Source organism: Hamadaea sp. (genome assembly GCF_013362815.1).
Classification (GTDB): Bacteria; Actinomycetota; Actinomycetes; order Mycobacteriales; family Micromonosporaceae; genus Hamadaea.
Map to the genome: position 1 here is coordinate 1 of NZ_JABFVK010000055.1, position 20,681 is coordinate 20,681.

At 69.2% G+C, this 20,681-nt stretch carries 20 protein-coding genes; 8 read left to right on the forward strand and 12 right to left on the reverse strand.

The window, feature by feature from the left end; all coding sequences use genetic code 11:
• Positions 1 to 81 precede the first annotated feature (81 nt).
• The 3 genes from HOV77_RS24670 to HOV77_RS24680 form a co-directional block, all read right to left on the reverse strand.
• Positions 82 to 1,752, reverse strand: coding sequence for a cellulase family glycosylhydrolase (locus HOV77_RS24670; RefSeq protein ID WP_290865565.1), 1,671 nt, complete (start codon positions 1,750 to 1,752; stop codon positions 82 to 84).
• Between the two features lie 290 nt (positions 1,753 to 2,042).
• Positions 2,043 to 3,632, reverse strand: a complete 1,590-nt coding sequence (locus HOV77_RS24675; RefSeq protein ID WP_290865567.1) for an ABC transporter permease — start codon at positions 3,630 to 3,632, stop codon at positions 2,043 to 2,045.
• A complete protein-coding gene (locus HOV77_RS24680) occupies positions 3,629 to 4,525 on the reverse strand; it encodes an ABC transporter ATP-binding protein (protein ID WP_290865569.1) in 897 nt (298 codons plus the stop codon). Before HOV77_RS24680 ends, HOV77_RS24675 begins: the two co-directional genes overlap by 4 nt.
• A 63-nt stretch (positions 4,526 to 4,588) precedes the next feature.
• Between HOV77_RS24680 and HOV77_RS24685 the strand changes: the two genes are divergently transcribed.
• The gene (locus HOV77_RS24685; RefSeq protein ID WP_290865571.1) at positions 4,589 to 5,110 is read left to right on the forward strand and encodes a MarR family transcriptional regulator; all 522 of its coding nucleotides are present in this window, start codon (positions 4,589 to 4,591) and stop codon (positions 5,108 to 5,110) included.
• Positions 5,111 to 5,271: 161 nt separating this feature from the next.
• On the opposite strand, the gene HOV77_RS24690 is transcribed toward HOV77_RS24685, so the two are convergent.
• Positions 5,272 to 6,939, reverse strand: a complete 1,668-nt coding sequence (locus tag HOV77_RS24690; RefSeq protein WP_290865573.1) for a family 10 glycosylhydrolase — start codon at positions 6,937 to 6,939, stop codon at positions 5,272 to 5,274.
• 191 nt (positions 6,940 to 7,130) lie between these two features.
• Here HOV77_RS24690 and HOV77_RS24695 point away from each other — a divergent pair, with 191 nt between their 5' ends.
• A complete protein-coding gene (locus HOV77_RS24695; RefSeq protein ID WP_290865575.1) occupies positions 7,131 to 8,801 on the forward strand; it encodes a serine/threonine-protein kinase in 1,671 nt (556 codons plus the stop codon).
• Here the strand turns inward: HOV77_RS24695 and HOV77_RS24700 are convergent.
• From HOV77_RS24700 to HOV77_RS24715, 4 genes are all read right to left on the reverse strand, one after another.
• Positions 8,798 to 9,520 (reverse strand): SDR family oxidoreductase, encoded by a 723-nt coding sequence (locus tag HOV77_RS24700; protein ID WP_290865577.1) that lies wholly within the window; start codon positions 9,518 to 9,520, stop codon positions 8,798 to 8,800. The genes HOV77_RS24695 and HOV77_RS24700 overlap by 4 nt on opposite strands.
• Complete coding sequence (locus tag HOV77_RS24705) at positions 9,520 to 10,257, reverse strand: Sir2 family NAD-dependent protein deacetylase (RefSeq protein WP_290865579.1); 738 nt, start codon at positions 10,255 to 10,257, stop codon at positions 9,520 to 9,522. Before HOV77_RS24705 ends, HOV77_RS24700 begins: the two co-directional genes overlap by 1 nt.
• A 4-nt stretch (positions 10,258 to 10,261) precedes the next feature.
• Positions 10,262 to 10,936, reverse strand: a complete 675-nt coding sequence (locus HOV77_RS24710) for a class I SAM-dependent methyltransferase (protein ID WP_290865581.1) — start codon at positions 10,934 to 10,936, stop codon at positions 10,262 to 10,264.
• Positions 10,937 to 11,149: 213 nt separating this feature from the next.
• Positions 11,150 to 12,028, reverse strand: coding sequence for a diiron oxygenase (locus HOV77_RS24715; RefSeq protein ID WP_290865583.1), 879 nt, complete (start codon positions 12,026 to 12,028; stop codon positions 11,150 to 11,152).
• A 126-nt stretch (positions 12,029 to 12,154) separates the two neighbouring features.
• Between HOV77_RS24715 and HOV77_RS24720 the strand changes: the two genes are divergently transcribed.
• Genes HOV77_RS24720 through HOV77_RS24740 form a run of 5 tightly spaced genes read left to right on the forward strand, consistent with a single transcriptional unit; the run spans position 12,155 to position 16,310 of the window.
• The gene (locus tag HOV77_RS24720; RefSeq protein ID WP_290865585.1) at positions 12,155 to 12,814 is read left to right on the forward strand and encodes a TetR/AcrR family transcriptional regulator; all 660 of its coding nucleotides are present in this window, start codon (positions 12,155 to 12,157) and stop codon (positions 12,812 to 12,814) included.
• Entirely contained in the window at positions 12,811 to 13,080 is a 270-nt protein-coding gene (locus HOV77_RS24725) for a DUF4873 domain-containing protein (RefSeq protein WP_290865587.1), read from the forward strand. Before HOV77_RS24720 ends, HOV77_RS24725 begins: the two co-directional genes overlap by 4 nt.
• Positions 13,077 to 14,549: an NAD(P)/FAD-dependent oxidoreductase gene (locus tag HOV77_RS24730; RefSeq protein ID WP_290865589.1), complete on the forward strand. Its 1,473-nt coding sequence runs from the start codon at positions 13,077 to 13,079 to the stop codon at positions 14,547 to 14,549. Before HOV77_RS24725 ends, HOV77_RS24730 begins: the two co-directional genes overlap by 4 nt.
• Complete coding sequence (locus HOV77_RS24735) at positions 14,539 to 15,489, forward strand: SDR family oxidoreductase (protein WP_290865591.1); 951 nt, start codon at positions 14,539 to 14,541, stop codon at positions 15,487 to 15,489. The genes HOV77_RS24730 and HOV77_RS24735 overlap by 11 nt, the downstream gene beginning before the upstream one ends.
• Positions 15,486 to 16,310 (forward strand): alpha/beta fold hydrolase, encoded by an 825-nt coding sequence (locus tag HOV77_RS24740; RefSeq protein WP_290865593.1) that lies wholly within the window; start codon positions 15,486 to 15,488, stop codon positions 16,308 to 16,310. Before HOV77_RS24735 ends, HOV77_RS24740 begins: the two co-directional genes overlap by 4 nt.
• Before the next feature lie 3 nt (positions 16,311 to 16,313).
• Here the strand turns inward: HOV77_RS24740 and HOV77_RS24745 are convergent, their stop codons facing one another.
• The 4 genes from HOV77_RS24745 to HOV77_RS24760 all read right to left on the reverse strand — a co-directional run bounded on the left by HOV77_RS24745 (position 16,314) and on the right by HOV77_RS24760 (position 19,476).
• Positions 16,314 to 16,991: a hypothetical protein gene (locus tag HOV77_RS24745; protein WP_290865595.1), complete on the reverse strand. Its 678-nt coding sequence runs from the start codon at positions 16,989 to 16,991 to the stop codon at positions 16,314 to 16,316.
• Between the two features lie 24 nt (positions 16,992 to 17,015).
• Complete coding sequence (locus HOV77_RS24750; RefSeq protein WP_290865603.1) at positions 17,016 to 18,245, reverse strand: MFS transporter; 1,230 nt, start codon at positions 18,243 to 18,245, stop codon at positions 17,016 to 17,018.
• Positions 18,246 to 18,310: 65 nt separating this feature from the next.
• Positions 18,311 to 19,015 (reverse strand): helix-turn-helix domain-containing protein, encoded by a 705-nt coding sequence (locus HOV77_RS24755; protein ID WP_290865597.1) that lies wholly within the window; start codon positions 19,013 to 19,015, stop codon positions 18,311 to 18,313.
• Between the two features lie 29 nt (positions 19,016 to 19,044).
• The gene (locus tag HOV77_RS24760) at positions 19,045 to 19,476 is read right to left on the reverse strand and encodes an NUDIX hydrolase (protein ID WP_290865599.1); all 432 of its coding nucleotides are present in this window, start codon (positions 19,474 to 19,476) and stop codon (positions 19,045 to 19,047) included.
• A gap of 17 nt (positions 19,477 to 19,493) precedes the next feature.
• Here HOV77_RS24760 and HOV77_RS24765 point away from each other — a divergent pair, with 17 nt between their 5' ends.
• Positions 19,494 to 20,513, forward strand: a complete 1,020-nt coding sequence (locus tag HOV77_RS24765) for a Gfo/Idh/MocA family oxidoreductase (protein WP_290865601.1) — start codon at positions 19,494 to 19,496, stop codon at positions 20,511 to 20,513.
• Positions 20,514 to 20,681: the final 168 nt, after the last annotated feature.

A 20,681-nucleotide genomic window follows, 5' to 3' on the forward strand; every position in this document is an offset into this window, starting at 1 on the left:
GGCGCAACGCGGGGCCCACCAACGAGTGTGAAGCTGCGCAGGTCTCCCCAAGCGGGAAACCTGCGCAGCGTCACGGTGACGTCAGGAGCAGGCGACTCCGTTCAGCTTGTATCCACTGGGAGCAGGCGAGGACGGCCCGTTCGCCTGGAAGTTGAACGTGACCGAGCTGCCAGCTGCCAGGTTGGGCGCCCAGGTGGGGGCGGCCGCGGTCAGCGTCTGGCCGCTCGCGGTCACCGTGGCGTTCCACCCGTTCACCAGGCTGACGCCGCTGGGCAGCGTCAACGTGGCGACCCAGTTGTTCACCGTCGACGTTCCGGTGTTCTTGACGGTCACGCTGGCGTTGAAGCCCTGCGGCCACGAACTGTCCACCTTGTACGTCACCGAGCACGAGCCGGTCCCGGTGCCGCCCGAAGGAGACGCCGACGCGGACGCGGATGCGGAGGCGGAGGCGGAGGCGGAGGCGGAGGCCGAAGCGGACGCGGAGGTGGACGCCGACGGAGAGGAGGACGAACCGGAGCCGACGGGCGCGATCAGGTACGGCCCGACGATGTTCTGCTTCTGGGTGTTCACCGTGACCCAGTCGTCGGAGACGATGCCGCCGGTGTCCCCGGAGTTCGGGTTCCAGGCCCAGTACGTGAAGGAGATCCCGTTCACGCCGGTGCCCATGTAGGACATCAACTTCGTCAGCCACTGCACGTCCAGCGGGTTGGCGAGCGTACTGCCGAACTCGCCGACCAGCACCGGAGCGGTGTTGTTCTTGTAGAGGTAGCCCCAGAAGTGGTCCCACACGGCGGGCAGGTTCTCGGGGAACGAGGCGTCCTTGAACCACGGCTGCCGGTCGTACACCGAGATTCCGTAGTCGTGGGCCGAGTAGACCAGCCGATTCGCGGTGTTCAGCTGCACCGGGTACTGCGCCGCGCCGGCGAGGTTGCCACCCCACCAGTCGCAGGTCATCGGGTCGTCCGGAATGGAGTCCCAGACGTTCGGCGAACCACCGGACGGGCAGCTCACACCCTCGACGACGATGAGCCAGTTCGAGTTCACCGACAGGATCGCGTTGCCGATCCGTTGGGCGGCCAGCCGCCAGTCGCGAGCGGTGTCACCGCAGCCCCAGCACGCGCCGGTGCCACTCGGATCGGTGCCCTCGGCGTGCGGCTCGTTGAACAGGTCGCCACCTATGACGGTCGAGTTCCCGGCGTACCGCTGGGCCAGCATCTGCCAGTCGGCGATCATGCTCGCCTCGGACACGGTGCCGGTGTACCACAATGGCGTCTGACCAGCCGAACTCGGGCGGTGCCGATCGAGCAGGATACGCATGCCCTTCTGACCGGCGTACGCGATGACCTTGTCGAGGATCTGCAAGGGCGAGTTGCCCACCAGGTCTGGGTTCACGTAGTCATTGATGCCCGTGGCCGTGGCACCCGCCTTGAGCGCGTCGCCGGAGTACGGCACGCGGATGGTGTTGTAGCCCAGTTGGGCCATGTGGTCGATCTGCGACTTCCAGGTCTGGCTGGACCACAGGCCGTGGAAGGTCCGGTTGTCGGTCTCCATGCCGAACCAGTTGATGCCGGTGAGCCGGACCGTGGCCCCGGTGCTGTCGACGAGCTTGCTGCCGTTGGTGTGCAGGTAGCCGACGCCGGTGCCGGCGGCCTGCGCGGGACTGGCGGTGGTGAGCAGAGTGGCCACGACGAACGTGGCGGCGCTGACGGCGAGCGCGGACAAGGCCGCGCCCCAGCGTCTTCTGGGGGACATTCGTGCACTCCGTCCGTGGAGAATGGAGGGTTGGTCCGGCCTGGGCGGGCCGGTGGTGCCGTCATCGAATGTAATCGAAAAGCCGGCGACTGTCTGCGCCTCATCGCGTTATCCGGGATATCGCTCTCTCAACCGCGCGGAAGACGGCGATATCCCGGGATAACGTACGCACCTCGTTGATCACGAACCTGGGGGTCGCGACACGCCGACGAGCGGGACCCTAGGTTCATGATCAACGCGACAGGGCGACAGGGCGACCGGTCAACGCGACAGGACAGGGGTGAGGCGCGTCAGCCCACGTCGCGCCGCCGGAACCCGGCGAACCCGAGCGCACCCAGCGCGACAGACAGCAAGGAAAGCCAGATCAACGGGGTCCAGGTCATCGCACCACCGGGCAGGTGCGGCGTGTGGGTGAACGGCGACAGATCCAGCGCCCACTGGCTCAGCTGCAGTACCGCGCCGAGCTGCCCGAGCAGCAGGAACGCCGCCAGCAGCACCCATCCCGCGGCGACGAGCCGGGGTGCGAGGCCGAACAGCGCCAGCACGATCGCGACGGTCAGCCAGATCGCGGGCAGCGAGACCAGCGCCGCGCCGAGGATGCGCGGCAGCTGACCGCTGACGTCGCCCGAACTGCCACCATAGGACAGACCCCCGACAAGTCCCACGACCAGCATGCTCAGCACCGGGCCGCCCAGCGCGAACAACACATAACCGGCATTCCATCGCGTACGCCCGACCGCTGTCGCCAGGATCGGCTCCAGGCGCCCGGTCGTCTCCTCGGTCCGCGCGCGTACCGCCGCTTGGATGCCTTGCGCGGCAGCGGCGATCGCGGTGATCGAGATCAGCGTGACCATGAACAGGTCGCCGAGGGCGGTCGCGCCGCCGAGCCGCTGGAACATCTCCGCCAGCTCAGGACTGTCCTTCAGCGCGTCCGACGCGGTGGTCGCGGCCGAGCCGAGCACGCCGCTGATCACCGCGAACCCGATCAGCCAGCCGATCAGGCCGCCGCGCTGCAGCCGCCAGGCCAGGCCCAGGGGCGACGACAGGCTCCGCCCGGCGCGGGGTGGTCCGGGCCGTGGCGCGACCAGGCCTGCGTCGATGTCGCGGCTTCCCGCCAACTTGTACGCCCACAGCCCGAACGCCACGGCGATCAGCAGGAGCACTCCCCCGATCCACCAGCGTTCTCCGGCGTACGGGCGGATGCGCTGGGCGAACCCGATCGGCGAGATCCACGACAGGACGGAGTTCTCGTCGCCGTTGGCATCACCGGCCGCCCGGAGCAGAAACGATCCACCGAGGGCGGCGCCGACGATCCACCGCGCGGTGCGGGCGCTCTGCGTCAGCTGGGCGGCCAAGCCGGCGACCGCGCCGAAGAAGGCGCAGATCACGGCGTACTCGAGGCCGAAGGCCCAGGCTCCAGCGCCGGGAGCGGCGGATGCGAGGCCGAGAGCGGCGAGTACGCCGATGACGGCGCTCGTCCCGAAAGCGAGCAGCAGTGCCGCCACCAGTTGGGCGGGCCGGCCGACGACAGTCGCGCCGAGCAGTTCCCGCCGACCCTGCTCCTCTTCGTTGCGCGTATGCCGGATGACGGTCAACGAGACGGCCAGCGCGGCGATGATCACCAGAATGCCGGACCGCCAGGCCGACAACGAACCGAGGTTCGGGGCGAAGATGGGTCCGTAGAAGCCGGTGATCGACGGGGAGGCGATCATGGACTTGGCGAATTTGGCCAGCTCCACCGGGTCGGGGTAGAGCGCCTTGAAGCTGCCGGCCACGCTGGCCGGGAACAGGGCGAGCAGGATCGCCCAGAGCGGCAGGATGAACCGGTCCCGCCGCAGCGCGAGCCGCAGCAGTTGCCCGGTGCCGGCGAGCGCGGTCACGACTGCGCTCCTTCGCTCTGGTAGTGCCGCAGGAACAGCTCCTCCAGCGTCGGCGGCTGGCTCGTCAGCCCGCGTACGCCGAGCGAGGCCAGATGCCGCAGCGTCTCGTCCAGGACGGCGGTGTCGACCTGGAACTTGACCCGGCTGCCCTCCACCACGAAGTCGTGTACGCCCGGCATGGTGGCCAGCCCGTCGGGCGGCGACGCCAGGTCGGCCGAGATCGACGTACGCGTCAAGTGCCGCAGCTCGGCGAGGGTGCCCGTCTCGACGGTCTTCCCGGCGCGGATGATGCTCACCCGGTCGCAGAGCGCCTCCGCCTCGGCGAGGATGTGGCTCGACAGCAGCACGGTACGCCCGTTCTGCCGCTCGGCGTTGATGCAATCCTGGAAGACGGACTCCATCAGCGGGTCGAGCCCGGAGGTCGGCTCGTCGAGGATCAGCAGTTCGGCGTCGCTGGCGAGGGCGGCGACCAGCGCCACCTTCTGCCGGTTGCCCTTGGAGTAGGTGCGGCCCTTCTTGCGCGGGTCGAGTTCGAAGCGCTGGATGAGCTCGTCGCGCTTGCCCTTGTCGCCACCGCCGCGCAGCCGGGCGAGCAGGTCGATCACTTCGCCACCGGTCAGCGAGGGCCACAGGGTGACGTCGCCCGGGACGTATGCGAGCCGCTTGTGCAGCGTCACCGCGTCCTTCCACGGGTCGCCGCCGAACAGGGTCGCGCTGCCTCCGTCGGCTTTGAGGAGGCCGAGTAGCACCCGGATGGTGGTCGACTTGCCGGCGCCGTTGGGGCCGAGGAACCCGTGCACTTCACCCCGGCGGACGACCAGGTCGAGTCCGTCCAGTGCCTGCGTGGGCCCGAAGCTTTTGCGCAGGCCCGACGCCTCGATGATGTTTTCCATGATTCAGACGCTACACTTGCTTCACAAACTTGTGAAGCTTCAGGGCATGGCAAACTTCGAGCTGTGACGCAGGAGGCAGAGATGGCGCAGAAGCCGACGACGAAGGGGCCGCCAGAGCGGGACGAGGACGGCGTACGCCGCTTCGTCGAGCACACGGCGATGACCTTCGCCAACTACGGAATGCCACGGATGGCGGCCCGGGTGCTGATGCTCCTGATGGCGGCGGAGGAGTCCACGCTGACCGCCGCCGAGATCGCCGACGGGCTGGCGATCAGCCCCGCCGCCGTCTCCGGCTCGGTTCGCTATCTCCAGCAACTGGGACTGGTCGTGAAGGAGCCGGTGCCAGGCTCTCGCCGGGACGTCTACCGGCTGCCGGACGACGCCTGGTATCAGGGCGCGATGGTCAAAGGCGGCATCTTCGCCGTCGTCGGCAAGCTGGCGGCCGAAGGAGTCGAGGCCGCCGGCGGACGGGGAACCGTCGCCGGCGGCCGGATCGCCGAGATGGCGGACTTCTATGCGTTCATCCAGGACGAGATGGCGGGCCTCATGGAACGCTGGGAAGCCCGCCGGGCGGATGAGCGCTAGGGTCTGTCTCCCGGATCGTTCGCGGCCGTTGGCGGGCCCAGACGGACGATCGGCGTCGCTTGAGTCTTCGCCGAAATACCACGAGTATTCCGACGAAGATCAAGCTAGCCGAGTCGCCGCCTGGACCTCGCCACCGACTCGCGAGATCCGAGAGACAGACCCTAGTTGATCGTGAAGCGGCCGATGCCCGGCGCGCTCTCGTGCCAGACCCGGTCCAGTGCGGTCACGACATACGTGTACGCCGTACCGGCGACCGCCGTCGTGTCGAGATAGGACGTTCCGCGTACGGTGCCGACGAGCAGGGCCGCGTCGGCCAGGTCGCACGGCTCGGGCAGCGGGTCGCGGCCCTCGTAGCGGTAGATCGCGAACGACGTCGGGTCGTCGAACGGGCGGCCCTCGTTACCGGGAGCCAGCCACTGCAGGCGTACGCCGCCGGCCTCCCGGCGCAAGTGGGTGATGACCGGCGGGATCATCGGCTTGGCCGCCACCCGCTCCAGCGCCGGCGGAAGCGACGGACGCGAGTAGTACGCGGCCGCGTACAAGTCGGTCGCACCGAGGCGGTTGGCCTTCACGTCCTTGGCCGAGAAGTGGATGCTGCCGTCGACCTCGGGCAGCGACCGGTTGAGCGCGATGTGCTTGCCCATTTCGGCCGGGTCGAACCAGGCCGCCGGCTGCCCGGCCGCCGAGATCTTGTAGTCGGCCTGGCCGATGTACAGCTGGCACTGGGTGCCCGCGACGACGTCGGCCCACCAGGGCACGAGCTTTCCGTAGTCGGCGACGGCGAAGCCGATGTTCCAGTAGACCTGCGGGACGATGTAGTCCAGCCAGCCCTCCTTCACCCACTTGCGGGTGTCGGCGAAGTTGGCGTCGTAGGACTGTGTGCCGTTGGTCTCCGAACCCAGCGGGTCGGCCGCCTTGTTGCGCCAGATGCCGAACGGGCTGACCCCGAACTTCACCCACGGCTTGGCCTCGCGGACCTTCTGCGACATCTCCTGGATCAGCAGGTCGATGTTGTTACGCCGCCAGTCGGCCTTGGTCGCCCAGCCCGCGCCGTGCGCCGCGAAGGTGGCCTCGTCGCCGAAGTCCTGGCCGGACGCCGGGTACGGGTAGAAGTAGTCGTCGAAGTGCACGCCGTCGAGGTCGTACTTGGTGACGGCGTCCATGATGGCGTCCTGCACGAACGCGCGTACCTCGGGGATGCCCGGGTTGTAGTAGAGCCGCGTCGACGCGTTGCCGACCGGGTACGCCACCGCCCAGTCGGGGTGCTGCTGGACGGGGTGGTTGGGGGCGAGCTTGGTGACGTCGCCGCCCGCGCCGCCGCTGACGGCCGGCATGGACACGCGGTAGGGGTTGAACCAGGCGTGGAATTCGAGGTTGCGGGCGTGCGTCTCGGCGACCATCCAGGCGACCGGGTCCCAGCCGGGGCCGACGCCGTCGCGCTTGCCGGTCAGCCACTCCGACCACGGCTCGTATGCCGACGGCCAGAACGCGTCCGCGGTGGGCCGGATCTGCACCACTACGGCGTTGTGGTTGAGCTTCTCGGCGAGGTCCAGCCAGGCCCGGTAGTCGGCCTTCAGGCTCTGCTCGTCCAGCCCGGCCGCCCGCGGCCAGTCGATGTTGACCACGCTGGCGATCCACATCGCGCGGAACTCCCGCTTCGGCGTCGCGGGGTCGACCTCGCAGCTGGAAGTGTCCGGAACGGGGAACGGGTCCGGTGCGCCCGCGAGCGTCGAGGGCTCCTCGGCGAACGCCACGCCGGGGAGGGCGGCGGTCAGCGGAGCCGCCAGTGCCAGAGCCGTGAAGGTACGGCGAGGCAGGGATGGGGACATCGTTGTTCCTCCAGGGGCTGCTCATTCAGGGGTGTAACACGGGGTGCGTCGCTGTTAAAGTTTCACCATTTCTTCGCCGTTGGCAATACTCCTTAACGACGCAAACTCCGGGTCACACCTGGCAGCCGAAGGTCGGTTTACGTCGACACCCGCAAGATGGCATGCTTGCCCACGTTCGCGGGGAGGGGTGGATGACAGGAGTGCAGGCGCTGCGGCCGAGCGACCAGCTCCGGATCGGCGGCTATCAGCTGCTGGGCCGCCTCGGTGAAGGTGGCATGGGCACCGTCTACCTGGCACAGTCCCCGGACGGGACACAGGTCGCCCTCAAGGTCATCCGCGATCACCTGCTCGATCGCGAGGAGTTCCGGGAACGGTTCCGGGGCGAGGTCGCCCGGGCCAAGACGGTTCCGCCGTTCTGCACCGCCGAGGTCATCGAGGCCGACCCCGATCACGATCCGCCCTATCTGATCGCCGAGTACGTCGACGGCCCGAGCCTCGCCGACATCGTCAAGGAGTCGGGCCCGCTCAGCGGCGCGGCCCTGCAGTCGCTCGGCATCGGCGTGGCCACCGCATTGACCGCGATCCACGCCGCCGGCATCATCCACCGCGACCTCAAGCCGGGCAACGTCCTGCTGCCCCGGGGCGGGGTCAAGGTCATCGACTTCGGGCTGGCCCGCGACTCCGATACCCCGACCGGCATCACCCAGGCCGACCAGGTCATGGGCACCGTCCCGTACATCGCGCCCGAGCGGCTCAGCGGTGGCCTGAAGTCGGTCAACGCCAAAGCGGACGTCTTCGCCTGGGGCGCGGTCATGTGTTACGCCGCGACGGGGCATACGCCGTTCGCCGGGGACACTCCGGCCACGACCGCGATCCGCATCCTCACCGAGGCCCCGAACCTGACCGGGGTCAGCGGGCCGCTGCGCGACGTCGTCGCCCAAGCGCTGTCGAAGGACCCGGCCGAGCGGCCGACCGCTCGGGAACTGCTCGACCTGCTGATGACGGTCGGATCGACGCGCAAGGTCCCGCAGGACGTCCTCATCCCGGCGCAGGCCGCGATCGATGCGACCGCCGACGAGACGACCGTCAGCACGCGCATTCCAGTGCGCAAACCGCGCCGCCGACGCGTACGCACCCTGGGGGTCGTCCTGGCGGCCGTGATCGCGCTGATCGCAGCCGGCATCTTCGCGTACGGGGTATGGCCGGATCTCAGCAGCCACGCGCAGGACCCGCCCGCGTCACCGTCGCCGCAGGCGTCCCCGCTCGTGATCCCCGACGGCTTCCAGCTCGTGCTGGCCGACCCGCTGACGAAGTCCGACAACTGGATCCAGCGCTCCGAACCGGAGCTGTCGGCCAAGTGCTCCTACACGCACGGCGTCTTCGTCGTCTCCGCGCCGGGCACGGTCTACCGGTGCTCGGGGCCACAGCAGTCCTATCAGGACTTCGCCTTCTCCGTCTCGGTGCAGCTCGTCACGCCGGGAACCTGCGCCGGCATCTGGTTCCGCTACACCGGCGACAGTGGATACGCGCTCCAGATCTGCGCGGACGGGGCGTACTTCGTCCGGCACGAGAAGGACGGCAAAGGCAACTGGGGCAATCCTCTGCGGTTGCAGATGCCGTTTCCGGAGCCGCTCGCCGCCGGCCAGTCCGAGCGGTTCACCATCCTCGCCGTCGGCGACCACTTCAGCTTCTACCGCGACGGCTACCTCCTCGACGAACGCGACGAGACGACTTACCCCACGGGCCGGCTCAACATCGGCGTACTCCAGCGCGACCCCGGTCCGTCCACAGAGCACTCGGCCGGTTTCAGCGACGTCGAGGTCTGGGCTCCGGGCGAGCCCTCGACCCGCGCGACCGGCTAACGCGCCTCCGGGTCCAAGCCCAGCGCGGCTCGCCCACCGTCCACAGGCACCACAGCACCGTGGACGAAGCTCGCCGCTGGTGACAACAGGAACGCGACCACTTCCGCCACTTCACTGGTACGCCCAATGCGGCCGATCGGATGCAGCCGGGCAAGTTCGGACCGGACGCGTTCCTCGGCTTCCTCGAGTCGTTCCGTCGCAATCGAACCGAGCGCCACTGCGTTGACTCGCACGCCGTACTGTCCATAGTCGACCGCCAGCGCACGGGTCAGCCCCTCGATCGCCGCCTTCGCCGTCGCGTACGGGAGGGCGCCGGGCACGGCCCGCTGCGCCTGATGCGACGAGACGTTGACGATCGCACCACCCTCGCCCGCCGCCAGCATCCGGCGTACTGCAGTCGAACTGCCGGTCAGCGTCGGGCCGAGATTTGCCGCGATCAACTCCAGCACCTGCGCGGGTGGCGTGTCGTGGACAGCGGCGTCCCGGAAGACCGCTGCGTTGTTGACCCAACCGGCCAGCCGACCAGCGGACTCGGCCAGGTCGGCCGCCCGTTCCGCGATCGCCTCGTCAGCGGCGTCGCCCGCCACCCCGAGGTCGATCCCGGCCAGCGCCGCCGCATCCCGTTCGACCACGACGACAGCACCCTCCCGGCGCAAACGCTCGACGATCGCCCGGCCGATCCCGCGCCCACCGCCCGTGACCACATAGGAGCGCTGCACTACGCGTATTCCTGAAGCAGTTCCTGGACCAGCTTCGGCAGTGCCTCGCCGATCGGCTCGCGCACGACGCTGCTTGCGAGCCCGTCATACGGCGTGGCCTGCGCGTTCACGATGGTGATGCGAGCGCCGGACTCGGCGGCGATCGCGCACAGCAACGCCGCCGGTTCGACGGTCAGCGACGTGCCCACGGCCCAGAAGAGGTCGCACGCGGACGCGACCTGAGCCGCGCGATCCATGGTGTCCGTATCGAGCAGCTCGCCGAACATGATCGTGCCCGCCTTGAGGATGCCGCCGCAGGCCGTGCAGCGCGGATCGAGCTCGCCCGCCTCGACCCGGTCGAGCGCCTCGCGCATCGTCGTACGCGCGTCGCAGTCCCAGCACCGCACGGTGAACATGGTGCCGTGGACCTCGATGACCTTGCGGTCGCTGATCCCGGACTTCTGATGCAGCCCGTCGATGTTCTGCGTGATGATCCGGACCGGGAAACCGTTGCGCTCCAACTCAGCCAGCGCCTCGTGAGCCGCGTTCGGCTTGGCCGTCCACGCTGGATTGTCGCGCCGAGCCAGCCAGGAAGCCTTCCGCACCTCCTCATCGGCCAGGTAGTTCTGCAGCGTGAACAGCTTCTCCTTGGCCGGATCCCGGGTCCACACCCCGTTCGGGCCGCGGAAGTCCGGGATGCCCGAGTCGGTGGAGATCCCAGCGCCAGTAAGCACCGCGATGAGCGGCTTCTCCCTCATGACGTCATCGTTTCACACAGGTGTATGCACCGTAGAGGCGTCGCTCGTACTCGACGTCGACGATGTCGAAGCCCGCAGCCGTCAGCATCGGCTCGAAGAGCCAGCGGAAGGTGCTGTACTCCGTGCGGATGTGCTCGGCGTAGTCCTCGGCGGTGTAGCCGGCGGCCGGATCGTCGGCGGCTCCGGCGAACCAGTCCGCGAAGACGGCGTCCACCTCGGACGGAGCGAAGTCGTAGATGAGATCCCGCACGCGCAGTACGCCGCCCGGCCGTAACATGTCGGCGATCCGCTGCAACGCCACCACCTTGAAGAAGTCCGGCAGCTGGTGGAGAGCGTTGCGGGTGAACACCCCGTCCAAAGGACCGTCCGGCTGGAAGGTGAGGAAGCCGGCTTGGACGACCTCCAGTCCGTGCTGTGTCAGCGCTGCGGTCATCGCCGGCGACACGTCGACCGCGACGACCCGTTGGAAGGCTTCCTTCGCCTGCCGGGCGAACTGGCCCGTGCCGGCGGCGAGGTCGACCACTGTGGAGTCGCTGCCCAACCCGGCGGTGCGCATGGCGGCGATGTCGTCGGCCGGGTCCGGGAAGCCCTGCTTTCGGTCGTAGCCCGCGATGAAATCGGCGTCGAGGTGCTCTGGGCCCGCGTGGGCGAGCTCGTCCAGCTGCCAGTTGTGGATCATTCCCCTAGCGTGCCGCCTCTGGTCCGGTCGCGCGACTGGTTTACCCCGCTGCGCGGTTTCCTTGATCAGCGGAAGTTTCGCGGGGTTATAGCACCGCGAAACTTCCGCTGATCATGGCGCGCCACGCTGATCATGGCGCGCCACGCTGAACTGGCGCGCCCCGCTGGAGTCGGCGCGCCACGCTGAACCCGGCGCGCCCGCGAGTCGGGAGGCTTAGATGAGGCCGGCGCGAGACCACAACACCCGGGCGGGACCGCGTACGAGGCCGAGGTCGCCGAGGTAGGCGTGCACGCGGGAAGCGGACCAGCGCAGCGTCTCCTGGAAGTGCGGATTCGCCCGTGCGGCGGCGACGCCGTCCCGGGGCCGGATGCCGACGGCGGCGTACACCCGGGGGTGGACCAGTCGGGAGGCGATCGAGTACGCCGCCCGCCCGATGACGATCCGGGCGTACGCGCTGCGCAGCGGACCAGCGGCGGCCACCTGCCGGGCGAGTTCCTCGCGGGCGTAGCGGACGTGGCGGGCCTCTTCGACCACGTGGATCCGGGAGACCATGCGGATCAGCGGTTGCAGCGTGTCGTCGGCCATGATCTCGCGCTGGAACGAGTCGAGGATCTCCTCGGCGATGAGGATCGACGCGTACATGTGGGGGCCGCGCGCGGTCGCCTTCAGCCAGCGGCCGAGGGCGTGGTCGAACGGGTTCGCCGGGTAGACCGGGCAGCCCATGGCCTCGATGAGCCGGCCGAACATGATCGAGTGGCGGCATTCGTCGGCCACTTCGGTCAGGGCGTACTGGGCGTGACGGCTGGTGGGGTCGCTGTCGTAGTACTGCCGGATCAGCATCTCCATCAGGATGGTCTCGAACCAGAGACCGGCGCTGGCCGCGCTCGCGACCTCGTTCTTCGTCAGCTCGACGCGCTGCTCATGGCTGAGGCCCTCCCACAACCGCGTGCCGTAGAGGCTGCTGCGTTCCGGCGGCAGCCAGTAACGGCCCGGCTCGTGCGGTGCGTCCCAGTCGATCTCGACGAGCGGGTCGTAGCTCGTCCGCAGCGAGGACTCCAGGAGTCTCTCGGCGGTCAACTCCCGTGCCTCCATGCGCCCTCCCTGCTCGCGGGCTGGATCAGGGATCGCGGTCGAATCTTGAAGCAAGATTCGGCCCAGATCCCTGATCCAGCACCACCGCTATTGACGTTACGGGTCGTAACTGTTACGAGTAGTAGCATGCAAGGCGAGGGCACAGAAGTCAATGGACGCAAGCGGCGCTGGGCCGCCCACCGCGAGCAGCGCCGGATCGAGCTGATCCAGGCGGCGATCGCGGCGGTGCTGGAACACGGGCCCGAGGTCGACATGGAGCAGGTGGCGGCGGCGGCCGGGGTCAGCAAACCCGTGCTGTACCGCTACTTCGCGGACAAGTCGCAGTTGTGGATCGCCGTCGGGCAGCATCTCGCGAGTGTCGTCGTGGACGCGGTCGCGCCCGCTGTCGAGCAAGTACGCGAGGAGCGCACCCTCATCGAGGCGACGATCGACGCGTACTTGGGCGTCATCGAGGCTCAGCCGAATCTGTACCGCTTCGTCATGCACCAGTCCGGGATTCCCGGCGTGCACCAGCTCATCGTCGGGGCCAGCCGGGAGGTGGCGGTCGAGCTCGCCCGGGTCATCGGCGATCGGCTGCGGGCGTTGGGGCTCGACGCCGGCCCGGCCGAGCCGTGGGCGTACGGGCTGGTCGGGTTCGTGCAGTCGGTCGGTGACTGGTGGATGCAGCACGGCCGCCCGATCCGCCGCGAAGCGCTGACCGACTACCTCACCGAGCTGCTGTGGAGCGGCTTCGACGGGCTGCGCCGCCGCGCCGATCTCCCGCTCGAAATAAGGGCGATCAAATGAGCTACGACGGCGAGGCGAAGCTGAACGAGCTCGCGGTACGAGTCCACCTGAGCGGCCACTGGCAGCCGGTCGACGGCCGCTTCCATTGGGGCGGGCGGATTTCGCCGTCCACCGACGTCGTGCAGCTCGTCCGCAGTGGACGTCGCGAGGTGACCGTCTGCATCGGAGAACAGTCGGCCAAGGGACGGCTCGGCGAGGTGGACCCCTGGGGCGGCGTACGCGTCACCGGAGTCGGCGCACCACCATGGGAGGAGGACGAGGAATGAGCGGTCACGTCGACATCGCCATCATCGGGGCGGGCTTCGGCGGCCTCGGCGCTGCGATCCGCCTGAGCAAGGCCGGATTCGACGACTTCGCGGTCTTCGACGAGGGCGACGACGTCGGCGGCACCTGGCGGGACAACACCTATCCCGGGTGCGCCTGCGACGTGCCGTCGCACCTCTACTCCTTCTCCTTCGCCCCCAACCCCGACTGGTCGAACACCTTCTCCGGGCAGGCGGAGATCTGGGCGTACCTGCGCGGCTGCGTCGATCGCTTCGGGCTGCGGGACCGCATCAAGACCCGGCATCGGGTGATCGACGCCGACTGGTCGGGAACACATTGGACGCTCAGCACGAGCCAGGGCGAGTACACCGCGCGTGTCCTCATCGCCGCCACCGGCCCGCTCAGCGATCCCTCCATTCCGGACATCCCCGGGATCGGCGATTTCCGGGGCACCGTCTTCCATTCGGCCCGCTGGCGGCACGATCACGACCTGTCCGGCCAGCGCGTCGCGGTCATCGGCACCGGCGCGTCGGCGATCCAGTTCGTCCCGCGCATTCAGCCGGAAGTGGCACGGCTGTCGCTCTTCCAGCGCACGCCCGCCTGGATCATGCCGCGGCTCACCCGCCGCATCAGCCGCGTCGAACGCCTCCTCTACCGGCACGTCCCCGGCGCACAACGGCTCGCGCGCCTCGGCATCTACTCGGTCCGCGACGCGATGGGCGTCGGCTTCCTGCACCCGCGAATCAACCGGCTCGCATCGCGTCTCTCCCTCCGCACGCTTCGCCGCCAGGTTCGCGATCCTCAGCTCAGGGACAAGATCACGCCACGGTACGCCATGGGGTGCAAGCGAGTCCTGATATCGAATGACTACTGGCCCGCGTTGACGAAGTCGAATGTGGACGTCGTCACCTCGGGCATCACCCGGATCACCGAGGGTGGACTGATCACCGCCGACGGCGTGGAGCATCCGGCCGACACGATCATCCTCGGCACCGGGTTCCACGTGACCGACTCGCCGATCATGCGGCACCTCCGCGGAGCGGACGGCCGAGCGCTGAGCGAGGCCTGGACGCCGAGCATGTACGCGTACCGGGGAACGACGGTGCCCGGCTTCCCCAACCTGTTCTTCCTGCTCGGCCCCAACACCGGGCTCGGGCACACCTCCGTCGTGCTGATGATCGAGTCGCAGCTGAACCTCGTCGTCAAGGCGCTCCAGCACATGCGGGCGCGAGGCCTGACCGCGATCGAGCCGACCCTGGCGGCGCAACGCGAATGGTCGGCCACCATCGACAGGAAGATGCGCGGCACGGTGTGGGGCACCGGCTGTTCCAGTTGGTACCTCGACGCGACCGGGCGCAATACAACCATCTGGCCCGGCTTCGCGACCGGCTTCCGATGGCGTACGCGGCAGTTCCGGGCGGCGGACTATCAACCGGCGACTGCGATGAAGGAGCACGCCGATGCGGTATGACCTCACGGGCAAGACCGTTCTCATCACCGGCGCCGCGCGCGGCATCGGGGCCCAGGTAGCCCGGCTCGCCGCCGCCCGGGGCGCGCAGGTCGCCCTGGTCGGCTTGGAACCCGAGCTGCTGAACCAGGTCGCGGCGGAGATCGGTGGCTTCGCGTACGCCGCCGACGTCACTGATCAGTCCACGTTGGACAGTGCGGTCGCCGCCACTGTGGACCGGTTCGGCCGGCTCGACGTCGTCGTGGCCAATGCGGGGATCGCCAATCTCGGCACCGTCGCGACCGGCCCGATCGACGCGTTGGTGCGTACGGTCGAGGTGAACCTCCTCGGAGCCATGCGCACGGTCAGCACCGCCCTCCCCCACGTCGCCGAGGCGAAGGGGCACGTCCTCATCGTGTCGTCGGCAGCGGCGTTCACGGCGATGCCCGGCATGGCGGCGTACTGCGCGTCGAAGGCGGGCGTGGAACAGTTCGGCAACGTGCTCCGGCTGGAGGCGTACCACCGGGGTGTCACGGTCGGGACCTGTCACCCGATCTGGATCGACACCGACCTCGTGCGCGACATCCGCGACGACCTCGCCTCGTTCCGGTACGCCCAAAAGCGCCTCCCGTGGCCGCTGAACAGCGTGATCTCGGTTGAGCAGTGTGCGGAGTCGATCGTCCAGGGCATCGAGCGCCGCAAGCGCAAGGTGTACGTGCCCCGGTCGATGGCGCTGGTGCAGGCGCTGCGCCCGATCGTGCTGTCGGGCTTCGCCGACCGCGTGATCCGGGCCGGCGGCGCGGGCCGGTTGGTCGGCCAGATGGAGGAGGAGGTCCGGGGGCTGGGCCGGGCCTTCGGGAAGACGTCGGTAGGGACGCCGACTGCGGAGGCGTCCCTACCGGCACCTGTTGATCACGGAGTTCGGGGGCTCGACACACCGTCGGTCGGGACCATGGGTTCATGATCAACGGGAAGGGAGTAGCGGTGCGGATCAACCACAAGCGGGCCGGGACCGGGCCGACCCTGGTGCTCGTGCACGGCATCGGCCACCGGCACCAGGCGTGGGAGCCGGTGTTCGACGCGCTCGCCGCCCATCACGACGTCATCGCGTTGGACCTGCCCGGATTCGGTTCGTCGCCGATCCCCGCCGGTGGTATGCCGCCGAACATGACGGCCACCGTCGAGGCGATGATCGCCGCCTTCGACGAGTGGGGGCTGGACCGGCCGCACGTCGCCGGATACAGCCTCGGCGGGGCGATCAGCCTGGAGCTGGCTGCGGCGGGAGCGGTCGCGTCAGCGACCGCGTTCTCGCCCGCCGGGTTCTTCACCGAAGCCGAGCGCCGCCGCGCCTTGCGCATCCTCACGGCGCTTCGATGGACGACGTTCGCCCCCACTCCCCTCGTCCGCCTGACGTGCGGCCGACCGGCTCTGCGCGCCACGTCGTTCGGCTCGCTGATGGCGTATCCGGGGAATCTGGACACCGACCGCGCGCTGGGCGATGCGCTGGCGCTGCGGCGCGGCAAGGGTTTCCGGGCCGTGGCCCGTTCGTCGAAGGGCTATCGGTTCGACTCCGCCGCGCTGACCGGCGACATCCCGGTCGCCATCGGCTGGGGCGAGCACGACCGGATCTTCGGCGTGCACATGGCCGACCGCGCCCGCGACGAGATCCCCACGGCCCGCGTCATCCGCCTCGCCGGCTGCGGCCATGTCCCGATGAGCGACGATCCGGTGGCGGTCACCGACCTCATTCTGCAGACGACCGGTGCCCGCGCCCAGCTGGCGTGATCGTCAGATCTCGACGGGGAACGTCGCCAACGTGATCACGGCGGCCACCAGCGCGACGACGGCGAGCCCGGCCAGCGCGACGCGCGTACGGGCGGACCGGGCGCGCCCGGCGACGCCCGCGAAGAACAAGACCAGCGCGAACATGACCGCGGTCAGCACATAGTTGTCGCCACGCTGATTGGCGGCCTGCGCGGTCGACGCCAGGGCGTCCGCCTGGGCGTTCAGCTCCGCGGCCCGGTCCTCGTCCGGCAACTGGTACGCGTCCAGGTCGAACGGCGTGGCCGGGGCATTGGGGTTGACCAGCGGTTTGGTCGCCACCCACGCCTTGATGACCGGTTCGAAGCCGGGCCGGAACCGTTCGTAGAGGAACCCCGACAACGTCCCGGGGGTGGGCGCGTAGGTGCCCGACGGACGCGTGATCTTCCCGGCGAGCAGATCTTCGTTCAGCGCGTTGAGCCAGGACGTGAAGTTCACGAGGTCCCGAATACGCTGCTGCCCGGCCCGGTTGGCGGCCCGCCCCGCCTCCGCGCGCACCGCGCCGGCCTCGGCGTACGCGTTCGCCTGGACGCCGCCCCATTTGGTGCTCTCGAACCCCGCCCAGGCGGTGCCGACCGCCGCGAGCGCCATGACGATGGTCAGCACGAGGTCCAGCCGATGCTCCGGTCCCTTGTCGTCCCCCATAACGGCTGTAACGGCCGTGACCGTTCAGAGGGTGCGCATCTTCGGCAGCGGTGAGAAGAACAGCCAGATCACCGCGAGGACGCCGCCGATCGCGCTCACCCACAGCGTCGTATGCACACCGAGCAGCGTGCCGAGCGCTCCACCGAGGAGCGCACCGATCGGGCGGATGCCGTAGTTGATCGTGCGGTGCGCACCGGAGACTCGGGCCCGCAGGTCGTCCGGGACGGCAGCGGCTTGGATGGAACCGCTGCAGATGTCGAGGATCATCACGCCCGCACCGGAGAGGAATTCGGCGACGGCCAGCATGACGAGCACGGTCGGCCGGCTACCCGAGGCGGCCGGCATCAGGAGCAGCGGCGCGGGAAAGAGCACGTAACCGACGATGAGCGCCGGCCCCACGCCGATGCGGTCAGCCACCCGGCGCGCGATCGCCGCGCCGATCAGCGCCCCGATCGAGGCGATGCCGATCACCAGACCCAGTACCCCCGGCGAGATGCCCAGCGTGGTGGCGGCGTACAGGATGATCAGGGTGGAGAACATGTAGTTGAACAGGTTCACCGTCGTACTGCCCGCGAGCATCATCCGCAGCAGCTTCGAGCGCCACAGGAAACGCAGGCCTTCCCCGAGTCCGAGGCCACGGGAGGTGCTCGGCTCGGGCTCGGTCACCTTGATGCGAGCCAGCAGCGCTCCGGAGAACAGGTACGAGACGGCGTCGGCGACGAGTGCCACGGGTGCCGTGAGCACCTGCACCAGTACGCCGCCCGCCGACGGTCCGGCCACATAGGACATCGCTCGGGAACCGTTGAGCAGCGAGTTGGCCTCGAGATAGGACTCCTTGCCGACCAGCGAGACGAACAGCGTCGTACGGCATACCTCGAACAGGACGGAGAGCGTGCCCACGCCGAACGCCACGAGATAAAGCTGCGTCATCGTGAGCAGGCTCAACGCGTACAAGATGGGGATCGTGAGCAGCAGGACCGCGCGCCCGAGGTCGGCCGCGATCATGATGCGCCGCTTGATCGGCCGCCGGTCGACCCAAGCCCCCGCGAGCAGCGAGAACAGCAGGCTCGGCAGGAGCCCCGCGGCAGTGAGATAGCCCATCTCCGCCGCGCCGGCGCCCGCGCCGAGGACCGCGAGCAGCGGGAGGGCGAGGCCGGAGATCTGATCGCCGAACAGCGAGATGGTCTGGCCGGACCAGAAGCGGCGGAATTGCCGCTCGCGCAGCAGCCGGGGCAGCCAGCGTGGGCCCTGGATCGTTTCTTCCGGAGCTTGTTCGGGGGTGGCTTCCTGGGAGGTCAGGGTGGCGGTCACGGCTACTCCTAGCTGAACGGCTTCGGGGGTTTCGGCGGCTTCGGAGGCTTGGGTGGTTTCGGCGCCTTGGGGAGCTTCGGCGCCTTGGGCGGCTTGACCGGCTTGGCGGCGTCGGCGTATTCGGTGTCCTGCGGCGACGGTCCGGCGCCCTCGGGGGGCTCGTGCGTGAGGACGAATTGGAGGATGTCGACGGCTCGCGCGCCCGCGGGACGTTGCGCCGCGTCGGTTTGGCGGGGCCGCAGCGGCGCGAGCAGGTCCTCCATCGCCCGAAGCAGCACGCCGAGCTCGTCCGCGGTGACGTAGAGGATCGCGTCACCGGGCCCGGTCCATTGCCGCCACTCGGGCGGTTCGAGGTCGCTGCGCCGCAGGAACTCCTGGGCCCGCTCGGCGTATCGAGCGACGACCATGTTCTCGAGATGATCGATCGCGGCCCGGGTCGCCGTGTCGGTGGAATCGCTGCGCCAGCTCGTCGCCTCCGCCGTGGCCCGCCAGGGCTTCTCCCGGTTGTCCGCGCCCTCGACCCGTTCGACGAGCCCGTACTTGGCGAGCATGCGCAGGTGGAAGGAGCAGTTCGGCACGCTCTCGCCGATGCGCTCGGCGGCCTGCGTCGCCGTCAGCGGACCTTCCCGCCGCAGCAGGCCGACCAGCTTCATCCGGATGGGATGCGCGTACGCCCGCAGCGCGACGGGGTCGTCCAAGCGTTTCTGGTTCACATCCTAAAGATAGCTTTAGAAAGACTTCTCTACAATACCCGGGATACCTCGTCGGCATGCTCGCGCAGGTAATCGCCCAGCTCAGGCGGGAACAACGGGTAGTCGGCGAGCTTCGCGAGCGGGATGCGCTCGACGGCGTACTCGCCCTTCGTGGGGTCGTCGAACTCCGGGCCGTGCCGCTGCTCGAAGTCCATCGAGATCAACCGGGCGGCGAACAGGTGCTGCAACGGCGTCTTGCCGTCGGCGTACGGGGTCTCGCGGCTGGTCAGCAGGACCGGCTCGCCGATGACGGCCTTGAGTTCCTCGTCCAGCTCGCGGCGCAGCGCCGCCACCAGATCGGCGTCCTCCGGCTCGACACCGCCGCCGGGCAACGCCCAATAGACCGGCACGCCCGGACGCTTCCGCCGGAACACCACCAGGTCGAACCCGTCGAGCAGAGCTGCGCGTACGCGTTCTTTCATCCACTGAGTCTGGCACGATGAGCCTTGTGCGAGTTGGGATCGCCGGATACGGCGTCGCGGGGCGGATCTTCCACGGCGGACTGCTCCGGCAGACGCCTTCGGCCGAGGTCGTCGGGGTGGTGACGCGGAACCCCGAACGACAGGCCGAAGTCGCGGCCGACTTCCCCGACGCCGCCGTCCGGGACGACCTGACCGCACTGCTGACCGAGGACCGCCCCGATCTCGTGGTGCTGGCGACGCCCACTCGGTTCCACGCCGACGCTGCTCTGGAGTGTTTTGCTGCGGGCGTACCGGTCGTGGTGGACAAGCCGATGGCGCTGACCGCCGAGCAGGCCCACCAGATGGTGACCGCCGCCGAGGACGCCGGAGTCTTGTTCACGCTCTTCCAGAACCGGCGCTGGGACAGCGACTTCCTCACCTTGCGGCGTTTGATCGCCGACGGCGAGCTGGGCAAGGTGCTGCGCTTCGAGTCCCGGTTCGAGCGGTGGCGGCCCGAGGCTTCGCCCGGCAAGTGGCGCGAGGACCTCCCGCCGACCGAAGGCGGCGGCTCGTTGCTCGACCTCGGCAGCCACCTCGTGGATCAAGCCGTCCAGCTGCTGGGCCCCGTCCACTCCGTGTACGCCGAAGTCGAATCCCGGCGCGGCACGGCGGCCGACGACGACGTCTTCGTGGCGCTGACCCACCTTGGGGACGTCCACTCTCATCTGTCCTGTGGGAACCTCGCCGCCGCGCCCGGCCCCCGGATGCGCGTACTGGGCACGGGTGGCGCCTTCGTAGTCCACGACCTCGACGGGCAGGAGGACGCGCTGCGCTCCGGCCGTCGCGTCGTCACCCCGGTCGGGCGGCTGTGCCGCGGCTCTGAATTCGGGCCGGTCGAGCCGACCCCCGGCGACTGGGGCGCGTACTACCCGGCTGTGTTCGCCGCGATCGCCGGCGACGGTCCCGTGCCGGTCGATCCCTGGGACGGCATGCACACCATGGAGGTGCTGGACGCCGCCCGGGCCTCCGCCGCCTCCGGCCAGGTCGTCACCCTCTGAGGCGGTTCCCCACACCCGCGGCTTTCCGCGCCCGGGGCTTTCCGCGCGCCCGGGGCTTTCCGCGCGATCATGAACTATCGGGGCTCTTGTGCTGTATGTGTGGGTCAGGTTCGGCCGGGAAGGGTGATTTCGTATCCGCCGAGGTGGAGTCGGATCAGGGCGATGAGT